At 49.1% G+C, this 18,643-nt stretch carries 35 protein-coding genes; 29 read left to right on the forward strand and 6 right to left on the reverse strand.

All coding sequences use genetic code 11. The annotated features are described in order from the left end of the window. Positions 1-405: 405 nt before the first annotated feature. From rpsJ to rplQ, 28 genes are all read left to right on the forward strand, one after another. The gene (rpsJ, locus tag RC73_RS18545; RefSeq protein WP_011635639.1) at positions 406-717 is read left to right on the forward strand and encodes a 30S ribosomal protein S10; all 312 of its coding nucleotides are present in this window, start codon (positions 406-408) and stop codon (positions 715-717) included. A 27-nt stretch (positions 718-744) separates the two neighbouring features. After that, positions 745-1,383 carry a 50S ribosomal protein L3 gene (gene rplC, locus RC73_RS18550; RefSeq protein WP_025889970.1) on the forward strand — a complete coding sequence of 213 codons (639 nt, stop codon included), beginning with the start codon at positions 745-747 and terminating at the stop codon, positions 1,381-1,383. A 17-nt stretch (positions 1,384-1,400) separates the two neighbouring features. Beyond that, positions 1,401-2,006 (forward strand): 50S ribosomal protein L4, encoded by a 606-nt coding sequence (rplD, locus tag RC73_RS18555; RefSeq protein WP_025011959.1) that lies wholly within the window; start codon positions 1,401-1,403, stop codon positions 2,004-2,006. Then, positions 2,003-2,305: a 50S ribosomal protein L23 gene (gene rplW / locus RC73_RS18560; RefSeq protein ID WP_039036038.1), complete on the forward strand. Its 303-nt coding sequence runs from the start codon at positions 2,003-2,005 to the stop codon at positions 2,303-2,305. The genes rplD and rplW overlap by 4 nt, the downstream gene beginning before the upstream one ends. An 11-nt stretch (positions 2,306-2,316) precedes the next feature. Further along, positions 2,317-3,141 carry a 50S ribosomal protein L2 gene (gene rplB, locus RC73_RS18565; protein WP_039036039.1) on the forward strand — a complete coding sequence of 275 codons (825 nt, stop codon included), beginning with the start codon at positions 2,317-2,319 and terminating at the stop codon, positions 3,139-3,141. 14 nt (positions 3,142-3,155) lie between these two features. After that, the gene (gene rpsS / locus RC73_RS18570) at positions 3,156-3,434 is read left to right on the forward strand and encodes a 30S ribosomal protein S19 (protein ID WP_025011962.1); all 279 of its coding nucleotides are present in this window, start codon (positions 3,156-3,158) and stop codon (positions 3,432-3,434) included. Positions 3,435-3,449: 15 nt separating this feature from the next. Beyond that, positions 3,450-3,782 (forward strand): 50S ribosomal protein L22, encoded by a 333-nt coding sequence (rplV, locus tag RC73_RS18575; RefSeq protein ID WP_039036040.1) that lies wholly within the window; start codon positions 3,450-3,452, stop codon positions 3,780-3,782. Positions 3,783-3,791: 9 nt separating this feature from the next. After that, complete coding sequence (gene rpsC, locus RC73_RS18580) at positions 3,792-4,481, forward strand: 30S ribosomal protein S3 (RefSeq protein WP_039036041.1); 690 nt, start codon at positions 3,792-3,794, stop codon at positions 4,479-4,481. An 11-nt stretch (positions 4,482-4,492) separates the two neighbouring features. Continuing rightward, positions 4,493-4,903, forward strand: a complete 411-nt coding sequence (gene rplP, locus RC73_RS18585) for a 50S ribosomal protein L16 (RefSeq protein ID WP_039036042.1) — start codon at positions 4,493-4,495, stop codon at positions 4,901-4,903. Further along, entirely contained in the window at positions 4,903-5,094 is a 192-nt protein-coding gene (gene rpmC, locus RC73_RS18590; protein ID WP_011758342.1) for a 50S ribosomal protein L29, read from the forward strand. Before rplP ends, rpmC begins: the two co-directional genes overlap by 1 nt. Further along, the gene (gene rpsQ / locus RC73_RS18595) at positions 5,094-5,342 is read left to right on the forward strand and encodes a 30S ribosomal protein S17 (RefSeq protein WP_025011966.1); all 249 of its coding nucleotides are present in this window, start codon (positions 5,094-5,096) and stop codon (positions 5,340-5,342) included. The genes rpmC and rpsQ overlap by 1 nt, the downstream gene beginning before the upstream one ends. A 179-nt stretch (positions 5,343-5,521) precedes the next feature. Further along, a complete protein-coding gene (gene rplN / locus RC73_RS18600; RefSeq protein WP_011494644.1) occupies positions 5,522-5,890 on the forward strand; it encodes a 50S ribosomal protein L14 in 369 nt (122 codons plus the stop codon). An 11-nt stretch (positions 5,891-5,901) separates the two neighbouring features. Continuing rightward, a complete protein-coding gene (gene rplX, locus RC73_RS18605) occupies positions 5,902-6,216 on the forward strand; it encodes a 50S ribosomal protein L24 (protein WP_025011967.1) in 315 nt (104 codons plus the stop codon). Positions 6,217-6,228: 12 nt separating this feature from the next. Further along, positions 6,229-6,768: a 50S ribosomal protein L5 gene (gene rplE / locus RC73_RS18610; protein WP_025011968.1), complete on the forward strand. Its 540-nt coding sequence runs from the start codon at positions 6,229-6,231 to the stop codon at positions 6,766-6,768. A gap of 11 nt (positions 6,769-6,779) precedes the next feature. Next, on the forward strand, positions 6,780-7,085 hold the full coding sequence (gene rpsN / locus RC73_RS18615) for a 30S ribosomal protein S14 (RefSeq protein WP_039036043.1): 306 nt from the start codon (positions 6,780-6,782) through the stop codon (positions 7,083-7,085). A 24-nt stretch (positions 7,086-7,109) separates the two neighbouring features. Beyond that, complete coding sequence (gene rpsH / locus RC73_RS18620) at positions 7,110-7,505, forward strand: 30S ribosomal protein S8 (RefSeq protein WP_025011970.1); 396 nt, start codon at positions 7,110-7,112, stop codon at positions 7,503-7,505. A gap of 10 nt (positions 7,506-7,515) precedes the next feature. Further along, positions 7,516-8,049 carry a 50S ribosomal protein L6 gene (gene rplF, locus RC73_RS18625; RefSeq protein WP_039036044.1) on the forward strand — a complete coding sequence of 178 codons (534 nt, stop codon included), beginning with the start codon at positions 7,516-7,518 and terminating at the stop codon, positions 8,047-8,049. A gap of 10 nt (positions 8,050-8,059) precedes the next feature. After that, the gene (gene rplR, locus RC73_RS18630) at positions 8,060-8,410 is read left to right on the forward strand and encodes a 50S ribosomal protein L18 (protein ID WP_025889969.1); all 351 of its coding nucleotides are present in this window, start codon (positions 8,060-8,062) and stop codon (positions 8,408-8,410) included. An 11-nt stretch (positions 8,411-8,421) separates the two neighbouring features. Beyond that, complete coding sequence (rpsE, locus tag RC73_RS18635) at positions 8,422-8,925, forward strand: 30S ribosomal protein S5 (protein ID WP_025011973.1); 504 nt, start codon at positions 8,422-8,424, stop codon at positions 8,923-8,925. Positions 8,926-8,931: 6 nt separating this feature from the next. Next, a complete protein-coding gene (gene rpmD, locus RC73_RS18640; RefSeq protein ID WP_025011974.1) occupies positions 8,932-9,114 on the forward strand; it encodes a 50S ribosomal protein L30 in 183 nt (60 codons plus the stop codon). 3 nt (positions 9,115-9,117) lie between these two features. Next, on the forward strand, positions 9,118-9,552 hold the full coding sequence (gene rplO, locus RC73_RS18645; protein WP_039036045.1) for a 50S ribosomal protein L15: 435 nt from the start codon (positions 9,118-9,120) through the stop codon (positions 9,550-9,552). A 7-nt stretch (positions 9,553-9,559) separates the two neighbouring features. Continuing rightward, positions 9,560-10,900 carry a preprotein translocase subunit SecY gene (gene secY / locus RC73_RS18650; protein WP_039036046.1) on the forward strand — a complete coding sequence of 447 codons (1,341 nt, stop codon included), beginning with the start codon at positions 9,560-9,562 and terminating at the stop codon, positions 10,898-10,900. A gap of 22 nt (positions 10,901-10,922) precedes the next feature. Then, positions 10,923-11,036 carry a 50S ribosomal protein L36 gene (gene rpmJ, locus RC73_RS20255; protein WP_006083579.1) on the forward strand — a complete coding sequence of 38 codons (114 nt, stop codon included), beginning with the start codon at positions 10,923-10,925 and terminating at the stop codon, positions 11,034-11,036. 114 nt (positions 11,037-11,150) lie between these two features. After that, positions 11,151-11,507 (forward strand): 30S ribosomal protein S13, encoded by a 357-nt coding sequence (rpsM, locus tag RC73_RS18655; RefSeq protein WP_039036047.1) that lies wholly within the window; start codon positions 11,151-11,153, stop codon positions 11,505-11,507. A gap of 14 nt (positions 11,508-11,521) precedes the next feature. After that, positions 11,522-11,914 (forward strand): 30S ribosomal protein S11, encoded by a 393-nt coding sequence (rpsK, locus tag RC73_RS18660; RefSeq protein WP_025011978.1) that lies wholly within the window; start codon positions 11,522-11,524, stop codon positions 11,912-11,914. A gap of 34 nt (positions 11,915-11,948) precedes the next feature. Continuing rightward, complete coding sequence (rpsD, locus tag RC73_RS18665) at positions 11,949-12,569, forward strand: 30S ribosomal protein S4 (RefSeq protein WP_025011979.1); 621 nt, start codon at positions 11,949-11,951, stop codon at positions 12,567-12,569. A 24-nt stretch (positions 12,570-12,593) separates the two neighbouring features. After that, on the forward strand, positions 12,594-13,583 hold the full coding sequence (locus tag RC73_RS18670; RefSeq protein WP_039036048.1) for a DNA-directed RNA polymerase subunit alpha: 990 nt from the start codon (positions 12,594-12,596) through the stop codon (positions 13,581-13,583). 41 nt (positions 13,584-13,624) lie between these two features. Then, complete coding sequence (gene rplQ, locus RC73_RS18675) at positions 13,625-14,023, forward strand: 50S ribosomal protein L17 (protein ID WP_028781249.1); 399 nt, start codon at positions 13,625-13,627, stop codon at positions 14,021-14,023. Positions 14,024-14,089: 66 nt separating this feature from the next. Here rplQ and RC73_RS18680 read toward each other — a convergent pair whose 3' ends face one another. From RC73_RS18680 to ccmA, 6 genes are all read right to left on the reverse strand, one after another. Then, positions 14,090-15,064: an ABC transporter substrate-binding protein gene (locus tag RC73_RS18680; RefSeq protein ID WP_052248292.1), complete on the reverse strand. Its 975-nt coding sequence runs from the start codon at positions 15,062-15,064 to the stop codon at positions 14,090-14,092. Positions 15,065-15,167: 103 nt separating this feature from the next. Further along, positions 15,168-15,656, reverse strand: a complete 489-nt coding sequence (gene ccmE, locus RC73_RS18685; protein WP_039036050.1) for a cytochrome c maturation protein CcmE — start codon at positions 15,654-15,656, stop codon at positions 15,168-15,170. Beyond that, positions 15,653-15,853, reverse strand: a complete 201-nt coding sequence (ccmD, locus tag RC73_RS18690) for a heme exporter protein CcmD (protein WP_025011982.1) — start codon at positions 15,851-15,853, stop codon at positions 15,653-15,655. The genes ccmE and ccmD overlap by 4 nt, the downstream gene beginning before the upstream one ends. After that, complete coding sequence (locus RC73_RS18695; protein ID WP_025011983.1) at positions 15,853-16,599, reverse strand: heme ABC transporter permease; 747 nt, start codon at positions 16,597-16,599, stop codon at positions 15,853-15,855. The genes ccmD and RC73_RS18695 overlap by 1 nt, the downstream gene beginning before the upstream one ends. Before the next feature lies 1 nt (position 16,600). Further along, positions 16,601-17,287, reverse strand: a complete 687-nt coding sequence (gene ccmB, locus RC73_RS18700; protein ID WP_025011984.1) for a heme exporter protein CcmB — start codon at positions 17,285-17,287, stop codon at positions 16,601-16,603. A 12-nt stretch (positions 17,288-17,299) separates the two neighbouring features. Beyond that, the gene (gene ccmA, locus RC73_RS18705; RefSeq protein ID WP_039036051.1) at positions 17,300-17,947 is read right to left on the reverse strand and encodes a cytochrome c biogenesis heme-transporting ATPase CcmA; all 648 of its coding nucleotides are present in this window, start codon (positions 17,945-17,947) and stop codon (positions 17,300-17,302) included. 323 nt (positions 17,948-18,270) lie between these two features. Between ccmA and RC73_RS18710 the strand changes: the two genes are divergently transcribed. Continuing rightward, positions 18,271-18,564 (forward strand): c-type cytochrome, encoded by a 294-nt coding sequence (locus tag RC73_RS18710; protein WP_039036052.1) that lies wholly within the window; start codon positions 18,271-18,273, stop codon positions 18,562-18,564. The last annotated feature ends 79 nt before the right edge of the window (positions 18,565-18,643 follow it).

Consider the following 18,643-nt stretch of genomic DNA (forward strand, 5'->3'; position numbering starts at 1 on the left):
GCCGTACAGTTGGTGCTGGTGTTGTAGCCAAGATCATCGCTTAATTGCGGATCTCAGCTATCATAAAAAGGCGACCTTGAGGTCGCCTTTTTATTGGCCGTTTGTCAGTCGTTCAAAAATGGTTGGCAATGAGCGTTGAAGTCAGTATAATTTGCGCCACTTTTTGACGGCGTTAATGCTGTTGATAATTCCGACAGTAGGCTTGTAATCCGTAACTGGATGAGTATAATAGCCTCCTCGCTTAACTTGAGTAAGCGACAAAAGTTGATTTAGCCCTCGGGGCTAAACACAAATACAGCGACTCCGATTGGGAGTCGAACGGTTAAATCATCTCGCTCTGTCTTTCCAAGAAAGGAAATGGCTAGAGGGTGATTTTTTATGTGTCCATTTTAGGAGCTCTGGTCAATGCAGAACCAAAGAATCCGTATCCGCTTGAAAGGATTTGATCATCGTTTGATTGATCAGTCTACCGCGGAAATCGTTGAAACTGCTAAGCGTACTGGCGCCCAGGTACGTGGTCCTATCCCACTGCCTACGCGCAAAGAGCGTTATACCGTTTTGATCTCTCCGCACGTTAATAAAGATGCTCGTGACCAATACGAAATCCGTACTCACAAGCGTTTGGTTGACATCGTAGAGCCAACTGAGAAGACAGTCGACGCGCTGATGCGTCTGGATCTTGCGGCTGGTGTCGACGTACAGATTAGCTTGGGTTAATTGAGATCCTTAGAAGAGGTTTGAGAGATGGCTATCGGTCTTATTGGTCGTAAAGTGGGTATGACCCGCATCTTCACCGAAGATGGCGTGTCTATCCCTGTTACTGTAATTGAAGTAAATGCAAACCGCGTTACTCAGGTGAAAACTCTGGAAAACGACGGCTACCGTGCACTTCAAGTTACTACTGGTGCCAAAAAAGCCAACCGCATCACTAAGCCAGAAGCAGGTCACTTTGCCAAAGCGGGCGTTGACGCCGGCCGTGGTTTGTGGGAAATGCGTCTGGCAGACGGTGAAGGCGAAGGCATTGAAGTTGGTGCTGAGCTGAACGTAGATATCTTCGCTGACGTAGCGAAAGTAGATGTTACCGGTCAATCAAAAGGTAAAGGTTTCCAAGGCGGCGTTAAGCGCTGGAACTTCCGTACCCAGGATATGACTCACGGTAACTCATTGGCGCACCGTGCTAACGGTTCTATCGGTCAGAACCAGACGCCAGGTCGCGTATTCAAAGGCAAAAAAATGTCAGGCCACATGGGTGCTGAGCGTGTTACCACTCAAAATCTGGACGTAGTACGTGTAGATGCTGAGCGTAACCTGCTGCTGGTTAAAGGTGCTGTTCCAGGCGCTACCAATGGCGACCTGATCATCAAGCCTGCCGTTAAAGCCTAAGGTCTGAGGAGATAGTAATGGAATTGGTATTGAAAGACGCGCAAAGCGCTCTTGAAGTTTCCGAAACTACCTTCGGCCGTGACTTTAATGAAGCACTGGTTCATCAGGTAGTTGTAGCTTACGCTGCAAACGCGCGTCAGGGCACTCGTGCTCAGAAAACTCGCGCTGAAGTGACTGGCTCTGGCAAGAAGCCATGGCGCCAAAAAGGTACTGGCCGCGCTCGTGCGGGTGGTGTCAAGGGTCCAATCTGGCGTGGCGGTGGCGTAACTTTCGCTGCTAAAACCCAAGATCACAGCCAGAAAGTCAACAAGAAAATGTACCGCGGCGCTCTGAAGAGCATCCTGTCCGAGCTGGTACGTCAAGAACGTCTGATCGTTGTTGAAAAGTTTGCTGTTGAAGCTCCTAAAACTAAAGAGCTGAAGGCCAAGCTGAAAGACATGGGTCTGGAAGACGTATTGATTGTGACTTCCGAAGTTGACGAGAATCTGTTCTTGGCAGCTCGCAACCTGTACAAGGTTGATGTTCGTGATGTTGCTGGTATTGACCCAGTAAGCCTGATCGCGTTCGACAAAGTGCTGGTAACTGCTGATGCTGTTAAGCAAATCGAGGAGATGCTGGCATGATCCGCGAAGAACGTTTACTGAAAGTTATTCTGGCGCCTCACATCTCTGAAAAGAGCACTGTGGTTGCTGAGAAGAACAACACTGTAGTTTTCCGTGTAGCTATCGACGCCACTAAAGCTGAGATCAAAGCTGCAGTTGAAAAACTGTTTGAAGTTGAAGTTGATTCAGTTCGCACTCTGGTGAACAAAGGCAAAACCAAGCGTCACGGTGCCCGTGTTGGTCGTCGCAGCGATTGGAAAAAAGCCTATGTTACTCTGGCTGAGGGTGCTGACATCGATTTCGTCGGCGCTGAAGCGTAAGGAGATTACTCATGGCAGTTATTAAGTGTAAGCCAACCTCTCCAGGTCGTCGCCACGTCGTTAAAGTGGTTAACTCTGACCTGCACAAGGGTAAACCTTTTGCTGGCCTGTTGGCGAAAAAATCTAAGAGTGGCGGCCGTAACAACACTGGTCGTATCACTGTTCGTCACGTTGGTGGTGGTCATAAGCAACACTACCGTCTGATTGACTTCAAACGTGATAAAGATGGTATCCCAGCGAAGATTGAGCGTCTGGAATACGATCCAAACCGTACTGCGCACATCGCGCTGGTACTGTACGCAGACGGTGAACGTCGCTACATCCTCGCTGCCAAAGGCATGCAGGCTGGTGACAAAATCGTTTCTGGCGTAGAAGCTGAAATCAAGACAGGTAACGCCCTGCCGCTGCGTAACATCCCAGTGGGTAGCGTAGTTCACGCTGTTGAAATGAAACCTGGCAAAGGTGCTCAGATTGCACGTTCTGCCGGTGCTTATGTACAAGTTGTAGCTCGTGATGGCGCTTATGCCACTCTGCGTCTTCGCTCTGGCGAAATGCGCAAAGTGCCAGTTGATTGCCGCGCGACTCTGGGTGAAGTTGGTAACGCCGAGCACATGCTGCGTCAACTGGGTAAAGCCGGTGCCAAACGCTGGAGAGGCGTACGCCCAACAGTTCGTGGTGTTGCAATGAACCCAGTAGACCACCCACATGGTGGTGGTGAAGGCCGTTCTTCTGGTGGTCGTCACCCAGTGACTCCATGGGGTGTGCCAACTAAGGGTTACAAGACCCGTAGTAACAAGCGCACTGACAAGTACATCGTACGTCGTCGTAATAAATAGTAAGAGGATTCGCCATGCCACGTTCTCTCAAGAAAGGTCCATTCATTGACCTGCACTTGCTGAAGAAGGTAGAGAAAGCGGTGGAAGCAGGTGACAAAAAGCCTATTAAGACTTGGTCACGTCGCTCAATGATCATTCCAAACATGATTGGTTTGACCATCGCTGTCCATAATGGTCGTCAGCACGTTCCTGTGTTCGTAACTGACGAAATGATCGGCCACAAACTTGGTGAATTCTCACCAACTCGCACTTATCGCGGCCATGCTGCTGATAAGAAAGCGAAGAAGCGTTAATACGGGAGGAATGAGATGGAAGTTTTAGCTAAACATCGTTTTGCCCGTACGTCGCCTCAAAAGGCTCGTTTGGTAGCTGATCAGATCCGTGGTTTGCCTGTTTCCAAGGCCCTCGAGATCCTGACCTTCAGCCCCAAGAAAGCCGCCGTACTGGTCAAAAAAGTACTGGATTCAGCCATTGCCAATGCTGAGCATAACGAAGGTGCTGACATTGATGAACTGAAAGTTGGAAAAGTCTTCGTCGATGAAGGTCCAACTATGAAGCGCATCATGCCACGTGCTAAAGGCCGCGCCGACCGTATCATGAAGCGTACCAGCCACATTACTGTGGTTGTATCAGATCGCTAGGAGAGAGCAATGGGACAGAAAGTACATCCTAATGGTATCCGTCTGGGTATCACTAAGCCTTGGGTCTCTACCTGGTACGCTGATAAAGCAGACTACGCTGCTAATCTGCACGGCGACTGGGAAGTGCGTAAGTTTCTCGAAGAGAAGCTGAAAGCCGCATCAGTATCTAAGATCGTTATCGAACGCCCAGCGAAAAGCATCCGCGTTACTATTCACACTGCCCGTCCAGGTGTTGTGATCGGTAAGAAAGGTGAAGACGTTGAGGTTCTGCGTGCTGAAGTTGCCAAAATTACTGGCACTCCTGCGCAAATTAACATCGCTGAGATCCGTAAGCCTGAGCTGGACGCCAAGCTGGTAGCTGATTCTATCGCTCAACAGCTGGAGCGTCGTGTTATGTTCCGTCGCGCTATGAAGCGTGCGGTACAGAACGCTATGCGTCTGGGCGCTAAAGGTATCAAAGTTGAAGTTAGTGGCCGTTTAGGCGGCGCTGAGATTGCGCGCACCGAGTGGTATCGCGAAGGCCGTGTGCCTCTGCATACACTGCGTGCTGACATCGACTATTCAACCTCTGAAAGTCACACTCAATACGGTGTGATCGGCATTAAAGTTTGGGTCTTCAAAGGTGAAGTCCTGGACGGTATCGTGCCTCAGATCGAAGAGCCGAAGCAGCAACCTAAGCGCAAGCCTCGTGGTAAATAGGAGAGCCGGCAATGCTGCAACCTAAACGTATGAAGTTTCGCAAAATGTTCAAAGGCCGCAACCGCGGTCTGGCGAACGGTACTGAAGTTAGCTTCGGTACATTTGGTCTGAAAGCAGTTGGCCGCGGCCGTTTAACTGCCCGTCAGATCGAATCTGCACGTCGTGCCATGACACGTCACATTAAGCGTCAAGGTCAAATCTGGATTCGGGTTTTTCCTGACAAGCCAATTACCTCTAAGCCTCTTGAAGTGCGTATGGGTAAAGGTAAAGGTAACGTTGAATACTGGGTATGTCAGATTCAACCAGGCAAGGTACTCTATGAAATGAATGGCGTTTCAGAAGAGCTGGCTCGCGAAGCTTTCGCACTGGCCGCTGCTAAACTGCCTATCAAGACTACCTTCGTAACTAAGACGGTGATGTAATGAAAGCGAGCGAACTGAGAGAAAAGAGCGTTGAGGAATTGAACGCTGAACTGCTTGGTCTGCTGCGTGAGCAGTTTAACCTGCGTATGCAACACGCCACTGGTCAGCTGGCACAAACTCACCAGCTGAAGCAAGTGCGCCGTAACATTGCGCGCGTTAAGACCATTATTACTTCTAAGGCAGGTGCATAATGTCTGAGAAAATCCGTACTTTGCAGGGTAAAGTCATCAGCGACAAGATGGACAAGTCCATCACTGTAGCTGTTGAGCGTCAAGTTAAGCACCCAATCTACGGTAAGTACATCAAACGTACTACTAAGATCCATGCACATGACGAACAAAACCAGTGTAAAGAAGGTGATTTCGTGTCTATTCGCGAATGTCGCCCTCTGTCTAAGACTAAGTCTTGGACTCTGGTTGAAGTAGTAAGCAAGGCCTAATTTTTATTAGGTAAACTGGTAAACGGCTCCTTTTTGGGGCCGTTTGTTTTTTAATACTATCCATCCTCTATTTATGGTGTTATACTTGCGCGCCATTTTTGACCGATTTGAACGGCAAAAATGGTGTTTATTTAGCCCCATGGTGGGGATTGTGTAGTAACGATAGCGGAGCACTTAAAATGATCCAAATGCAATCGACTCTCGATGTCGCATGTAACAGCGGCGCGCGCAGAGTTCAGTGTATTAAGGTCTTGGGTGGCTCTCATCGTCGTTATGCCGGTATCGGCGACATCATCAAGGTTTCTGTTAAAGAAGCCATTCCTCGCGCTAAAGCGAAGAAAGGTGATGTGTATAACGCGGTGGTAGTCCGTACTAAGAAAGGCGTACGTCGTCCAGACGGTTCTGTCATTCGCTTCGATCGGAATGCAGCGGTATTGCTTAACGCAAACCTTGCCCCGATTGGTACTCGTATCTTTGGACCTGTGACACGTGAACTGCGTACTGAGCAATTCATGAAGATTGTGTCGCTGGCACCAGAAGTACTGTAAGGAGCTTCAAAATGGCAGCAAAAATCCGTCGTGAAGACGAAGTAATTGTACTGGCCGGTAAGGATAAGGGTAAGCGCGGTAAGGTTACTCGTGTACTTACTACCGGTAAGTTAATTGTTGAAGGCATCAATCTCGTTAAGAAACACCAGAAGCCTAACCCTCAACTGGGTGTGACTGGTGGTATCGTTGAGAAAGAAGCACCGATTCAAGCATCTAATGTTGCGATCTTTAACCCTGTCACTGGCAAGGCGGATCGTGTTGGTTTCCGATTCGAAGACGGTAAAAAAGTCCGTTTCTTCAAATCGAACAGTGAACTCGTTAAGTAACTGGAGTAAACGATGGCGAAACTGCATGATAGATACAAAGAGACTGTTGTTGCTGAACTAACTAAAAAGTTCGGTTATACCAGTGTCATGCAAGTCCCTCGGATTGAGAAAATCACCCTGAATATGGGTGTTGGCGAAGCCGTAGCTGACAAGAAAATCATGGAAAATGCTGTCCGTGATATGACTGCTATTGCTGGCCAAAAACCAGTTGTGACTGTAGCTCGTAAGTCAGTTGCTGGTTTTAAAATCCGTGAAGGCTACCCTATTGGCTGTAAAGTAACCCTGCGCGGTGAGCGCATGTGGGAATTCTTTGAGCGTTTGGTTGACATCGCAATCCCTCGTATCCGTGACTTCCGTGGTCTGAGCGCTAAGTCGTTCGACGGCCGTGGTAACTACGCGATGGGCGTGCGCGAGCAGATCATCTTCCCAGAAATCGACTACGATAAAGTCGATAAGATTCGTGGTATGGATATTGTTATCACTACCTCTGCGAATACTGACGAAGAAGGTCGCGCTTTGCTTGATGCTTTCAACTTCCCATTCAAGAAATAAGGGGTAGCGAAATGGCAAAATTGTCAATGAAGGCACGTGAAGCAAAACGTGCAAAGCTCGTGGCCAAGTATGCTGAAAAGCGTGCAGCTCTTAAGGTTATCATCAGCAGCCCAGAGTCTTCTGACGAAGCTCGTTGGGATGCGGTTCTTAAGCTGCAAGCTCTACCACGTGATTCAAGCGCATCGCGTCAACGCAATCGCTGTAATCAAACTGGCCGCCCTCATGGTTTCCTGCGCAAATTCGGCCTGAGCCGTATTAAGCTGCGTGAAGCAACCATGCGTGGTGAAGTTCCTGGTCTGCGTAAGGCCAGCTGGTAAGCACTTGTCACGGAGTAAGCTAATATGAGCATGCAAGATCCTATTGCGGATATGTTGACCCGTATTCGTAACGGCCAAGCTGCTAACAAAGTATCTGTGAAGATGCCTTCTGCCAAACTGAAAGTTGCTATCGCAAAGCTGCTGAAAGATGAAGGTTACATCACTGACTACGCCGTAGCAGAAGAAGGCGCTAAGCCTGAACTGGAAATCACTCTGAAGTATTTCCAGGGCCAACCTGTTGTTGAGACTATCCAGCGCGTAAGCCGTCCTGGTCTTCGTATTTACAAAGGTAAAGACGAGCTGCCAAAGGTTATGGGCGGACTGGGTGTCGCAATTGTGTCCACTTCTAAAGGCCTGATGACTGATCGTGCCGCCCGCCTTGCAGGCATGGGTGGTGAGGTTATCTGCTACGTAGCGTAAGGAGCTAGGAATGTCTCGTGTAGCAAAAGCACCAGTATCTATTCCAGCCGGCGTAGAGGTGACTTTAAACGACCAAACTATTACCGTTAAAGGCGGTAAAGGTAGTCTGACTCGAGTAATCAACAGCGCAGTTAACGTTGTTGTTGAAGGTGCAGAAATCAAGTTCTCTCCTGTTGAAGGCGTTGTTAACGCTTGGGCACAGGCAGGTACTGCTCGCGCACTGATCAACAACATGGTTGTTGGTGTTTCTCAGGGTTTCGAAAAGAAGCTGAAGCTGGTTGGTGTGGGTTACCGTGCCAAAGTTAGCGGCAGCGCTCTGGACCTGACCTTGGGTTTCTCTCACCCTCTGGTTCATCAATTGCCAGAAGGCGTTACAGCTGAATGCCCAAGCCAAACAGACATCGTACTGAAAAGTATCGATAAAGAGCTGGTTGGTCAGGTTGCGGCTGAAATTCGTGGCTATCGTCCACCAGAGCCTTATAAGGGCAAGGGTGTTCGCTATGATGACGAACAAGTACGCCGTAAAGAGGCTAAGAAGAAGTAGGTAACGCGATATGGATAAGAAAACATCTCGCTTGCGCCGCGCCACTCGCGCTCGCAAGAAGATCCAAGAGCTGGGCGTCAACCGTCTGGTTGTACATCGTACACCGCGTCACATTTACGCTCAGGTAATCAACCCTGAAGCTCAGGTGCTGGCTGTTGCCTCTACTGCTGAGAAAGCAGTAAAGGAACAACTGAAGTACACCGGTAACGTAGATGCGGCCAAGGCAGTAGGTAAAGCTATTGCTGAGCGCGCGATCGAAAAAGGCGTAACTGTTGTTGCTTTCGATCGTTCTGGGTTCAAGTATCACGGTCGTGTTGCTGCTCTGGCAGAAGCCGCTCGTGAAGCTGGCCTCCAGTTCTAAGGGGTAAAACAATGGCTAAATTAGAAGCTCAGCAAAAAGACGATCTGCAAGAAAAGCTGATTGCAGTTAATCGTGTTTCTAAAGTAGTTAAAGGTGGTCGTATCTTTAGCTTCACCGCTCTGACTGTAGTGGGTGATGGTAACGGTAAGATCGGCTACGGCTATGGTAAAGCGCGTGAAGTTCCAGCTGCTATTCAAAAAGCAATGGAAAAAGCCCGTCGCAACATGGTTACTGTAAACCTGAACGAAGGCACTCTGCACCATCCGGTGAAGGGTCGTCACTCTGGTTCACGTGTTTACATGCAACCTGCTTCAGAGGGTACCGGTATTATCGCCGGTGGCGCAATGCGTGCCGTATTGGAAGTAGCAGGCGTTCACAACGTACTGTCGAAAGCATACGGTTCTACTAACCCGATCAACATCGTTCGTGCAACTGTTGACGCACTGGTACATATGAAGTCACCAGCGCAGATAGCAGCCAAGCGTGGCCTGAATGTTGACGAAATTCGGGGGTAATGCACCATGGCTACTAAAACTATCAAAGTAACCCAGACCAAAAGTGCTATCGGGCGTCTGCCTAAGCACAAGGCCACTCTGACTGGTCTTGGTCTGCGTCGTATTGGTCACACCGTAGAGCTGGAAGATACTCCTGCTGTTCGCGGTATGATCAATAAGGTCTACTACATGGTAAAGGTGGAGGACTAATCAATGCGTCTGAATACTTTATCTCCAGCTGCAGGCGCTAAGTCTGCACCTAAGCGTGTAGGCCGTGGTATTGGTTCTGGCTTGGGTAAGACCGCTGGTCGCGGTCACAAGGGTCAAAAATCTCGTAGCGGTGGCGGTGTACGTCCTGGCTTCGAGGGTGGTCAAATGCCACTTAAGATCCGTCTGCCTAAGTTTGGCTTTACCTCGCGTATCGCTATGGTAACTGCTGAAGTTCGCTTGAGCGAACTGGCAAAAGTTAATGGTGACGTTATCGACCTGAACGCACTGAAAGATGCGAACGTAATAACTCGCAACATCCAGTTTGCGAAAATCGTTCTTTCAGGTACCATTGAGCGCCCAGTGACCGTAAAAGGTCTGAAGGTAACCAAAGGTGCACGTGCAGCTATCGAAGCTGCCGGCGGTAAGATCGAGGAATAATACGTCGATGGCAAAACCAGGACTTGATTTAAAAAGCGCGAAAGGTGGACTTTCCGAATTGAAAGCTCGCCTCCTGTTCGTGATTGGCGCAATTATCGTGTTTCGTGCCGGTTCATTTGTGCCAATTCCTGGTATTGACGCTGCTGTATTGGCAGAGCTGTTTGCTCAGCAAAAGGGAACCATCCTGGGCATGTTTAACATGTTCTCGGGTGGCGCCCTTGAGCGCGCCTCTATTTTTGCATTGGGGATCATGCCGTACATTTCGGCTTCGATCATCATGCAGTTGCTGACTGTTGTGCATCCTGCACTCGCTGAACTGAAAAAGGAAGGTGAGTCAGGACGTAAAAAAATCAGTCAGTACACAAGATGGGGTACGCTGGTGCTGGGTACATTCCAGTCGATCGGTATTGCAACAGGGTTGCCAAATTTGGTGACCGGCCTGGTGGTCGATCCCGGTTTCGGATTCTATTTTGTTGCAGTCGTCAGTTTAGTCACAGGAACCATGTTCCTGATGTGGCTTGGCGAGCAAATTACCGAGCGCGGTATAGGTAACGGTATCTCGATCCTGATTTTCGCAGGTATCGTAGCCGGTCTGCCTTCTGCTATCGGTCAAACGGCCGAGCAAGCGCGTCAAGGCGACTTGAACGTATTAGTATTGTTGTTGATTGCGGTGATCGTGTTTGCCGTAACCTATTTCGTGGTATTTGTGGAGCGTGGTCAGCGTCGTATCGTCGTTAACTATGCCAAGCGTCAGCAGGGCCGTAAGGTGTTTGCAGCGCAGTCGACTCACTTGCCGCTGAAGGTTAATATGGCCGGCGTAATTCCGCCAATCTTTGCGTCCAGCATTATTCTGTTCCCAGGCACACTGGCTCAGTGGTTTGGTCAGAATCCGTCTATGGAATGGCTGACTGAGGTTTCCCTCGCAGTTTCTCCTGGACAGCCGCTGTACTCTCTGTTGTATGCAGCAGCAATTATTTTCTTCTGTTTCTTCTATACTGCGTTGGTGTTTAACCCTCGTGAGACAGCAGATAACCTGAAGAAGAGTGGTGCGTTCATTCCCGGGATCCGTCCCGGCGAACAGACTTCGCGTTACATTGATAAAGTGATGACCCGTTTGACTCTGGCAGGCGCGTTGTATATTACCTTTATCTGTTTAATTCCGGAGTTCATGTTAATCGCATGGAAAGTACAGTTCTATTTTGGCGGTACTTCACTACTGATTATGGTAGTTGTGATCATGGACTTCATGGCTCAGGTTCAGACCCATATGATGTCTCATCAATATGAGTCTGTGATGAAGAAAGCTAATCTGGTGAACAAAGCGAATCTCGATCGCTTTGGTCGATAAGATAGCTTTACGGAGTGATGAAATGAAAGTTCGAGCTTCCGTGAAGAAGATCTGCCGTAACTGCAAGATCGTCAAGCGTAGTGGCGTTGTACGCGTTATCTGTGTTGAACCAAAACACAAACAGCGTCAAGGCTAAAAAATCTTGGCCAGCTCTTAACTGGGCTGGCCAAAAATATTGTTTGCAAACTAGTCATCTGTCGAGTATCCTTTCGGGCTTTTCACAGATGGCCTTTAACTTAAGGAGTGCATAGTGGCCCGTATCGCTGGCATTAACATTCCTGATCAAAAGCACACAGTCATTGCACTGACTGCTATCTACGGTATCGGTCGTACTCGCGCTAAAGCTATCTGCGCGGCTACTTCCATCGCCGAAGACGCTAAGATCAAGGAATTGAGCGAAGCTCAAATCGATACTCTACGCGAAGAAGTTGCCAAATACTCAGTAGAAGGTGACTTACGCCGCGAGGTTTCAATGAACATCAAGCGTCTTATGGACCTTGGTTGTTATCGTGGCCTCCGCCATCGCCGTAGCCTGCCTCTCCGTGGGCAACGTACTAAGACCAATGCGCGTACTCGCAAAGGTCCACGTAAACCAATCAAGAAGTAACGGGAAGGTAGACAATGGCTAAAGTTCCGTCACGTTCTCCGCGTAAGCGCGTACGTAAACAGGTTGCTGATGGCATGGCTCATATCCATGCGTCTTTCAACAATACAATTGTTACTATCACAGATCGTCAAGGTAACGCTCTGTCATGGGCGACTGCAGGTGGTTCAGGTTTCCGTGGTTCACGTAAATCTACTCCATTTGCTGCGCAGGTGGCAGCTGAGCGCGCAGGTACTGCCGCTCAGGATTATGGTGTTAAAAACCTTGAAGTTTTCGTGAAGGGTCCAGGTCCAGGTCGTGAGTCAGCCATTCGTGCGCTGAACGCTGTTGGTTACAAAATTACCAACATCACTGATGTGACGCCGATCCCTCATAACGGTTGTCGTCCTCCTAAAAAACGCCGCGTGTAATTGGCAGTTTCGTTAGGATAGTTGGAGAAAGATCATGGCAAGATACTTGGGTCCCAAGCTCAAGCTCAGCCGCCGGGAAGGTACTGACCTTTTCCTGAAAAGCGGTGTGAGAGCAATCGATTCGAAGTGTAAGCTGGAAGCTGCACCTGGACAGCATGGCGCTCGTAAGCCACGTTTGTCTGATTACGGCTTGCAGTTACGCGAGAAACAAAAAGTTCGTCGTATTTACGGTGTACTGGAAAAGCAGTTCCGTAACTACTACAAAGAGGCTGCACGTCTGAAAGGCAACACAGGTGAAAACCTGCTGCAACTTTTGGAAACCCGTCTGGATAACGTAGTTTATCGTATGGGCTTCGGTGCGACTCGTGCAGAAGCACGTCAGCTGGTTAGCCATAAGTCAATTATGGTCAACGGTCGTGTTGTTAACATTCCGTCATTCAAAGTGTCTGCGAATGATGTTGTAAGCATTCGCGAGAAGTCACAGAAGCAAGCCCGTATCAAGGCTGCTCTGGAAGTGGCTGCTCAACGCGAGAAGCCTACATGGGTTGAAGTCGACAGCGCAAAAATGGAAGGTGCTTTCAAGCGTCTGCCAGAACGTAGCGATTTGTCTGCGGAAATTAACGAACAGCTGATCGTCGAGCTTTACTCTAAGTAAGGCTAACAAACAAGAGAGGACACAATGCAGGGTTCTGTTACAGAATTTCTTAAACCGCGTCTCGTTGATATCGAGCAGGTTAACCCAACTCGTGCCAAGGTGACTCTGGAGCCACTCGAGCGTGGTTTTGGTCATACTTTGGGTAACGCGTTGCGTCGCATCCTATTGTCGTCTATGCCCGGCTGCGCGGTTACCGAAGTCGAGATCGACGGCGTACTGCATGAATACAGCAGTAAGGAAGGCGTACAAGAAGATATCCTTGAAATATTGCTGAACCTGAAAGGGCTGGCAGTTATGATCGAGGGTAAAGACGAGGCTATGCTCACTCTGAGCAAGTCCGGCGCAGGCCCTGTTACCGCAGCCGACATCACCCACGACGGCGATGTCACAATCGTGAACCCGGATCATGTTATCTGTCACTTGACCGGTAACAATGACATCAGTATGCGTATCCGCGTTGAGCGTGGTCGTGGTTATGTACCGGCTTCTGCCCGTGCACAAACCGAAGACGATGATCGCCCAATCGGTCGTCTGCTGGTCGATGCTTCATTCTCGCCAGTTGCTCGCATTGCTTATAATGTTGAGGCGGCTCGTGTGGAACAGCGTACTGACTTGGACAAGCTGATCATCGATATGACCACTAATGGTACTATCGATCCTGAAGAAGCTATCCGTCGTTCTGCGACCATCTTGGCTGAACAGCTGGATGCCTTCGTTGAACTACGTGATGTGACTGAGCCAGAGCAGAAAGAAGAGAAACCGGAGTTCGATCCGATTCTGTTGCGTCCTGTCGACGATTTAGAGCTAACTGTACGTTCGGCTAACTGTTTGAAAGCCGAAGCGATTCATTACATCGGAGATCTGGTACAACGCACTGAAGTTGAGCTGCTCAAAACGCCTAACCTGGGTAAGAAATCTCTTACCGAGATCAAGGATGTGTTGGCATCTCGCGGACTGTCGCTAGGTATGCGTCTGGAAAACTGGCCACCGGCTAGTTTGGCAGACGACCTGTAAGTCCCAGGTTTTGTACAGATTTAGGTTATAAGGATTAGGTCATGCGCCATCGTAAGAGTGGTCGTCAACTTAACCGCAACAGCAGTCACCGCCAAGCCATGTTCCGTAACATGGCAAGTTCACTGGTTCGTCATGAAATCATCAAGACAACCGTAGTGAAGGCCAAAGAACTGCGTCGCGTAGTTGAGCCTCTGATAACACTTGCTAAAAGTGACAGCGTAGCAAACCGTCGTCTGGCGTTTGCTCGTACTCGCGACCAAGAAGTCGTAGGTAAACTGTTTAACGAACTGGGTCCACGCTATCAGGAACGTCCTGGTGGTTACACCCGTATCCTGAAGTGCGGTCTGCGTGCCGGTGATAAAGCCCCTATGGCTTACATCGAGCTGGTTGGTCGCCCAGAAGCCGCTGAAGCTGTAGAAGTTGAAGCTGCTGCTGAGTAATCTCAGGTAAGTTCTGAAAAAGCCCCGCTTGTTAGCGGGGCTTTTTATTTTGTTCGTCGCCTAAGGTCAATCTACGAGTTCAGCCTGCTGTTTGACCCTTTCCGGTAGTTTCAGTTGCCATTTTGTTAAACCACTTTCACTGAACAGATAAGCACCGCTGGTATCCATCTTTGGGAATATAGTTGCCGGTCTTATGCCCGCCAGGATCTGTTTGGCTATGGTTCCTGCTATGCAGCCATGCTTGTAACCATCCAGAATATAGCCTCCGATATTGCCTTCAGAGCCGACACTGAAATGCCAAAAACCAAAATGAGGCACAGTGGCGTTGTCGTGGGTCCAACGTGCTACCTGTAGCTCATCTACTATCTGTTGCTTATCATCTTGCAGCATTTGATACAGGGCCACAAACACAGCATCATAGCCTCGCTCTCGGGCGCTTGACACAGAAGCCTGCCAACTACTGAACTTTTGATGTTGTTCAATATCGATTTGGTTGTTGCCTATCATCAAATTTTGGTTGAGCTTTTTGATGGAAGCGACCGCTGTGTCCGAGGTATAACCCGAGTCAAATAACAGTAAGAATTTATGTGGTGGTGGGGTGGGTAACATAGCCTGTGCCATCAATAGGGAACGTTTGAACAGAGGACGCTCCAACACACCGGTAATGTTAGCTGTATGTTTGATCCTATAATCACGAGGATTGCCATTGATCCCTAAATAAACTACCGGGGTTTGGGTTTGGCTGAAGCGTTCGTGTAGCAGCATCAAGGCATTGTCATCGGCGAGAAAGACCAAATCGGGTTTAAGTTCCAGGTATCTTTGCCAGGCTTTATTGGCCTGGATTTCAAACTGTTCTTTGGGGAGTCGCTTGGTATCGAGAGCGAAAGTCTCAAATTGGTGTTCATTGCCAAGGATGGACATTATCCCGGCTTTATAGCTTTGGTCCCAGGGATATTCGGCATGATAGGACTCAATCAGCAAGAGATTGGCAGCACCGATTGGCAGTGACAGCAGTAAACCCAGAAATACCAATGCGCGCATGCCAAGTCCTTCTATTCAGCTTGTAGCATTTTAGCGTGGCATAAATTTCTGACTCTGCAAGTAATAAAAAAGCCTCCGAAGAGGCTTTTTTATCTATGGGCGTTTACTTGGCGCCGCCTACCTGTTGCGTGTTGTACTCAAGCTTTTCATGGGTCTGGCCCATGGCTTCAGCAACTTCAGGTGGCATATAGTTTTCATCGTGCTTTGCCAGCACTTCAGAGGCTTCCAATTTGCCAGATTCAACCAGTACACCCTGGGCTACAATCCCCTGTCCCTCACGGAACAGATCCGGCAACAGGTCATCATAAGTCACTATGATTTCACCGCCGGCGGCATCATGCACGGCAAATTCAACATGCAGACTTTCAGGATCACGTACCATGGAACCTACAGTAACCATGCCCCCCACGCGGATCCGCTGGCCCACTTCCGGCTTGATGCCTGTGTCCTTTTTACCATTGACTATCTCGGTGGGAGTATAGAAGAGGTTAAGGTTAGAGTTGAGGGCATATAACAGCAAAGAAGCCACGGCTGCAACACCTGCAATCAAGGCCACTGCCAATACCAGTCTTTTTTTGCGTCTTGGGTTCACGATCTGTTACTCCGGTTTTGAGCGAGGCGTTCCTCACGTTGCACTTTGGATGCTATTTCCTGCAGTACCCGACGCTTCTTCATCGAACTAACCAGGATAAGCAGGCTAAGGGACACGAAAGTGACACCGTAGGCCAACCACACATAGAAGGCATAGCCGCCCATGTTGAAAAACTCTGCTAAAGATTGAAACTGCATTATTTGACTCCTTCGGCCTTGGCCAGTTCCCTAACCCAGGGGCGCATTCCGTTACGGGCCAGAATTTCGGCACGGAAACGCACCAGAGTGATGGCACCTATCATCAGACCAAACCCAAATATGTTGATCAATAAAGGGTAGAGCATGTCGGTGGACATGGTCGACTTTTCGGTGATTCGGATAGTGGATGGCTGGTGTAGTGAGTTCCACCATTCAACCGAATACTTAATGATAGGGATATTGATCACCCCTACTATGGCCAGAATGCCGGCGGCTCTGGCTGCCAGCACCTTATCTTCGAATGAGGCATAGAGGGAGATAACCCCTAAATATAGGAACAACAGCACAAGTTCAGAGGTCAGGCGTGCATCCCAAACCCACCAAGTGCCCCACATGGGTTTACCCCAAGTGGCACCAGTAAACAGAGCGATAAAGGTCACTACAGCACCAATTGGTGCGATAGAGGCGGCTGCCCAATCGGCCAGCTTAATCTGCCACACCAGGCCAATGAAGGCCGCGGTTGCCATGCCCATGTAAGCAGCCATTGACATGGATGCAGCCGGTACGTGGATAAAGATAATACGGTAGCTGTCACCCTGTTGGTAATCAGTGGGAGCAAATGCCAAGCCCCACACGGTTCCGGTTGCGATAAGTGCCAGGGCAAGCAGTGCAAACCAAGGCAGTAGTTTTCCTGACAGTTGATACGCCCTTTGAGGGTCGGCGTAGGGATGTAACCATTTCCACATTTCAGTTAGTACTCACTCGCAATGAGGCACCAATAGCAAAAGGTGCCAAGACTAAAGAACCGACCAGCATAGCGCCTAAAATCGCTAGCTGACCATCATAGGGTTGTTTGGATGCTGCAAAGTCGATCGCGCCGGTCGCAAAGATCAACACTGGTATATACAGTGGCAGGATCAACAAACTCAACAGCACGCCGCCTTTGCGTAAGCCCACTGTCAGGGCTACACCTATGGCGCCAAGCAGACTCAACACAGGTGTCCCCAGCATCAAGGTGGCTATCAGAGCACCATAACTGTTGTCGTCCAGATGCAGCAGCACAGCCAACAGCGGTGCGATTATAATTAAAGGTACGCCAGTCAGTAACCAGTGAGCAAACACTTTGGCCAGTACCAACAGCGCCAGTGGCTGCGGGCTAAGCAACATCTGCTCCAGACTTCCGTCACTGAAGTCTGCCTTGAACAAACGTTCCAGTGACAACATGGCTGCTAGCAAGGCCGCAACCCAGATAATCCCGGGAGCAATCCGGGTCAACACCTGCGGCTCAGGACCTATACCCAGCGGAAACAGGGTAACCACTATGATAAAAAACAGCAGTGGGTTAAAAATATCACCACGATGACGCACGGCAATCTGTAGATCCCGTTTCAGCAGGGTGAAAAATGCCTTGGTAAAACTAATGCCTCTGTTCATCTCTGCTAAGCCTTATACGAAGCGATAATCCAAGCGGATTTTCCGCAACCTTTCATCTGTAATGATGCCCATATCCTGGTGGGTCGTCAGAATGACACAGCCACCGGCGTCGGCATGGCGAATATAGAGTTGTTCCAATTCAGCGACCCCTTTCTTATCGATCGCGGTAAAGGGCTCATCCAGAATCCAGATTTTACAGGCGGTATGCCAGAGCCTGGCGAGTGCGGTTCGTCTGTGTTGGCCCGCAGACAGGTGGCCTGCAAGCGCTTCTTCAAAACCGGTCAGGTTGACTTTGGCAAGGATTTTCCGAGCATCAAAGTCATCATACCCACTGATTCTTAAATTGAAGTTAAGGTTTTCCTCGGCGGTTAATTCGCTTTTCACGCCCGCGAGATGGCCCAGATAAAGCAGGTTTTCATTGAACTCATCGCGGCAACGAGTAATAGCTTCTCCCTGGAACAGGACTTCCCCTCCGTATGGGCGTGACAGGCCAGCGAGGATCCGCAGTAGGCTGGTTTTACCGGCACCGTTGGGACCTTCAATCTGGACAATATCGCCAGGATGGATATCGAAGCTGAGTTCATCGAATAGTATTCGCTCTTCTCGAATACAAGTGAGGCTGCTTGCCGACAGCAGTGATGTAGGTTTTGGTTCTGCCACTGAGCCCTCTATAACAAGCGATAAGGAAACACAAGAGATACTAACACATGCTCTGGCTGGGGTTTACCACTGGTTTGCACTAAGTTTCAGCAATTTGATGTGCTTCCAATAAAAGTGAATTTTTTGGAACTTTTTTATCTGTTACTAATATATTAATGAATTCGCGACCTTTGTCCTTTTTTACGGAACAAGCTGCGATTTTAATCACAAAAAGGTGAGATTTATTGAAGTTTGTTGTACTCTTAGCGAGCTAAAATGAGTCTGCCTGCTTAAACCAAGGGCAGCGTTGAGCTTTGTAAGTATTTGCATTAGGAACATTGAACATGAAAAAACTGTTAGCAATGACCGCAGTAGCTGCATTGACTATGTCTGCGAACGTGTCAGCCCAAGAAGGTGAGGCCGTTTACAATAAAGCCTGCCAAGTCTGCCATAGCATGGGTGTTGCCGGTGCACCTAAAGCACACGATGCTGCTGCTTGGGAGCCTCGCCTGGCCAAAGGTATCGACACCCTGCTTAACAGCGTTAAGTCTGGTTTGAACGCTATGCCTCCTGGTGGCATGTGTACAGATTGTACTGATGAAGATTACAAGAACGCTATTGGATTCATGTCCAAGTAATCAGGTATCATCATAAAAAAACCGGCATCAGCCTAATGCCGATCAGTTAAGACAGATCGCTTGACGATCTCACTGAAAG

Source organism: Shewanella sp. ECSMB14102, assembly GCF_000813075.1.
GTDB classification, from domain to species: domain Bacteria; phylum Pseudomonadota; class Gammaproteobacteria; order Enterobacterales; family Shewanellaceae; genus Shewanella; species Shewanella indica.

Bases quoted from the DNA above. Each gene is read 5' to 3' on its own strand.
- rpsJ (WP_011635639.1), top strand. From the start codon at position 406: ATGCAGAACCAAAGAATCCGTATCCGCTTGAAAGGATTTGATCATCGT.
- rplC (WP_025889970.1), top strand. From the start codon at position 745: ATGGCTATCGGTCTTATTGGTCGTAAAGTGGGTATGACCCGCATCTTC.
- rplD (WP_025011959.1), top strand. From the start codon at position 1,401: ATGGAATTGGTATTGAAAGACGCGCAAAGCGCTCTTGAAGTTTCCGAA.
- rplW (WP_039036038.1), top strand. From the start codon at position 2,003: ATGATCCGCGAAGAACGTTTACTGAAAGTTATTCTGGCGCCTCACATC.
- rplB (WP_039036039.1), top strand. From the start codon at position 2,317: ATGGCAGTTATTAAGTGTAAGCCAACCTCTCCAGGTCGTCGCCACGTC.
- rpsS (WP_025011962.1), top strand. From the start codon at position 3,156: ATGCCACGTTCTCTCAAGAAAGGTCCATTCATTGACCTGCACTTGCTG.
- rplV (WP_039036040.1), top strand. From the start codon at position 3,450: ATGGAAGTTTTAGCTAAACATCGTTTTGCCCGTACGTCGCCTCAAAAG.
- rpsC (WP_039036041.1), top strand. From the start codon at position 3,792: ATGGGACAGAAAGTACATCCTAATGGTATCCGTCTGGGTATCACTAAG.
- rplP (WP_039036042.1), top strand. From the start codon at position 4,493: ATGCTGCAACCTAAACGTATGAAGTTTCGCAAAATGTTCAAAGGCCGC.
- rpmC (WP_011758342.1), top strand. From the start codon at position 4,903: ATGAAAGCGAGCGAACTGAGAGAAAAGAGCGTTGAGGAATTGAACGCT.
- rpsQ (WP_025011966.1), top strand. From the start codon at position 5,094: ATGTCTGAGAAAATCCGTACTTTGCAGGGTAAAGTCATCAGCGACAAG.
- rplN (WP_011494644.1), top strand. From the start codon at position 5,522: ATGATCCAAATGCAATCGACTCTCGATGTCGCATGTAACAGCGGCGCG.
- rplX (WP_025011967.1), top strand. From the start codon at position 5,902: ATGGCAGCAAAAATCCGTCGTGAAGACGAAGTAATTGTACTGGCCGGT.
- rplE (WP_025011968.1), top strand. From the start codon at position 6,229: ATGGCGAAACTGCATGATAGATACAAAGAGACTGTTGTTGCTGAACTA.
- rpsN (WP_039036043.1), top strand. From the start codon at position 6,780: ATGGCAAAATTGTCAATGAAGGCACGTGAAGCAAAACGTGCAAAGCTC.
- rpsH (WP_025011970.1), top strand. From the start codon at position 7,110: ATGAGCATGCAAGATCCTATTGCGGATATGTTGACCCGTATTCGTAAC.
- rplF (WP_039036044.1), top strand. From the start codon at position 7,516: ATGTCTCGTGTAGCAAAAGCACCAGTATCTATTCCAGCCGGCGTAGAG.
- rplR (WP_025889969.1), top strand. From the start codon at position 8,060: ATGGATAAGAAAACATCTCGCTTGCGCCGCGCCACTCGCGCTCGCAAG.
- rpsE (WP_025011973.1), top strand. From the start codon at position 8,422: ATGGCTAAATTAGAAGCTCAGCAAAAAGACGATCTGCAAGAAAAGCTG.
- rpmD (WP_025011974.1), top strand. From the start codon at position 8,932: ATGGCTACTAAAACTATCAAAGTAACCCAGACCAAAAGTGCTATCGGG.
- rplO (WP_039036045.1), top strand. From the start codon at position 9,118: ATGCGTCTGAATACTTTATCTCCAGCTGCAGGCGCTAAGTCTGCACCT.
- secY (WP_039036046.1), top strand. From the start codon at position 9,560: ATGGCAAAACCAGGACTTGATTTAAAAAGCGCGAAAGGTGGACTTTCC.
- rpmJ (WP_006083579.1), top strand. From the start codon at position 10,923: ATGAAAGTTCGAGCTTCCGTGAAGAAGATCTGCCGTAACTGCAAGATC.
- rpsK (WP_025011978.1), top strand. From the start codon at position 11,522: ATGGCTAAAGTTCCGTCACGTTCTCCGCGTAAGCGCGTACGTAAACAG.
- rpsD (WP_025011979.1), top strand. From the start codon at position 11,949: ATGGCAAGATACTTGGGTCCCAAGCTCAAGCTCAGCCGCCGGGAAGGT.
- RC73_RS18670 (WP_039036048.1), top strand. From the start codon at position 12,594: ATGCAGGGTTCTGTTACAGAATTTCTTAAACCGCGTCTCGTTGATATC.
- rplQ (WP_028781249.1), top strand. From the start codon at position 13,625: ATGCGCCATCGTAAGAGTGGTCGTCAACTTAACCGCAACAGCAGTCAC.
- RC73_RS18680 (WP_052248292.1), bottom strand. From the start codon at position 15,064: ATGCGCGCATTGGTATTTCTGGGTTTACTGCTGTCACTGCCAATCGGT.
- ccmD (WP_025011982.1), bottom strand. From the start codon at position 15,853: ATGCAGTTTCAATCTTTAGCAGAGTTTTTCAACATGGGCGGCTATGCC.
- RC73_RS18695 (WP_025011983.1), bottom strand. From the start codon at position 16,599: ATGTGGAAATGGTTACATCCCTACGCCGACCCTCAAAGGGCGTATCAA.
- ccmB (WP_025011984.1), bottom strand. From the start codon at position 17,287: ATGAACAGAGGCATTAGTTTTACCAAGGCATTTTTCACCCTGCTGAAA.
- RC73_RS18710 (WP_039036052.1), top strand. From the start codon at position 18,271: ATGAAAAAACTGTTAGCAATGACCGCAGTAGCTGCATTGACTATGTCT.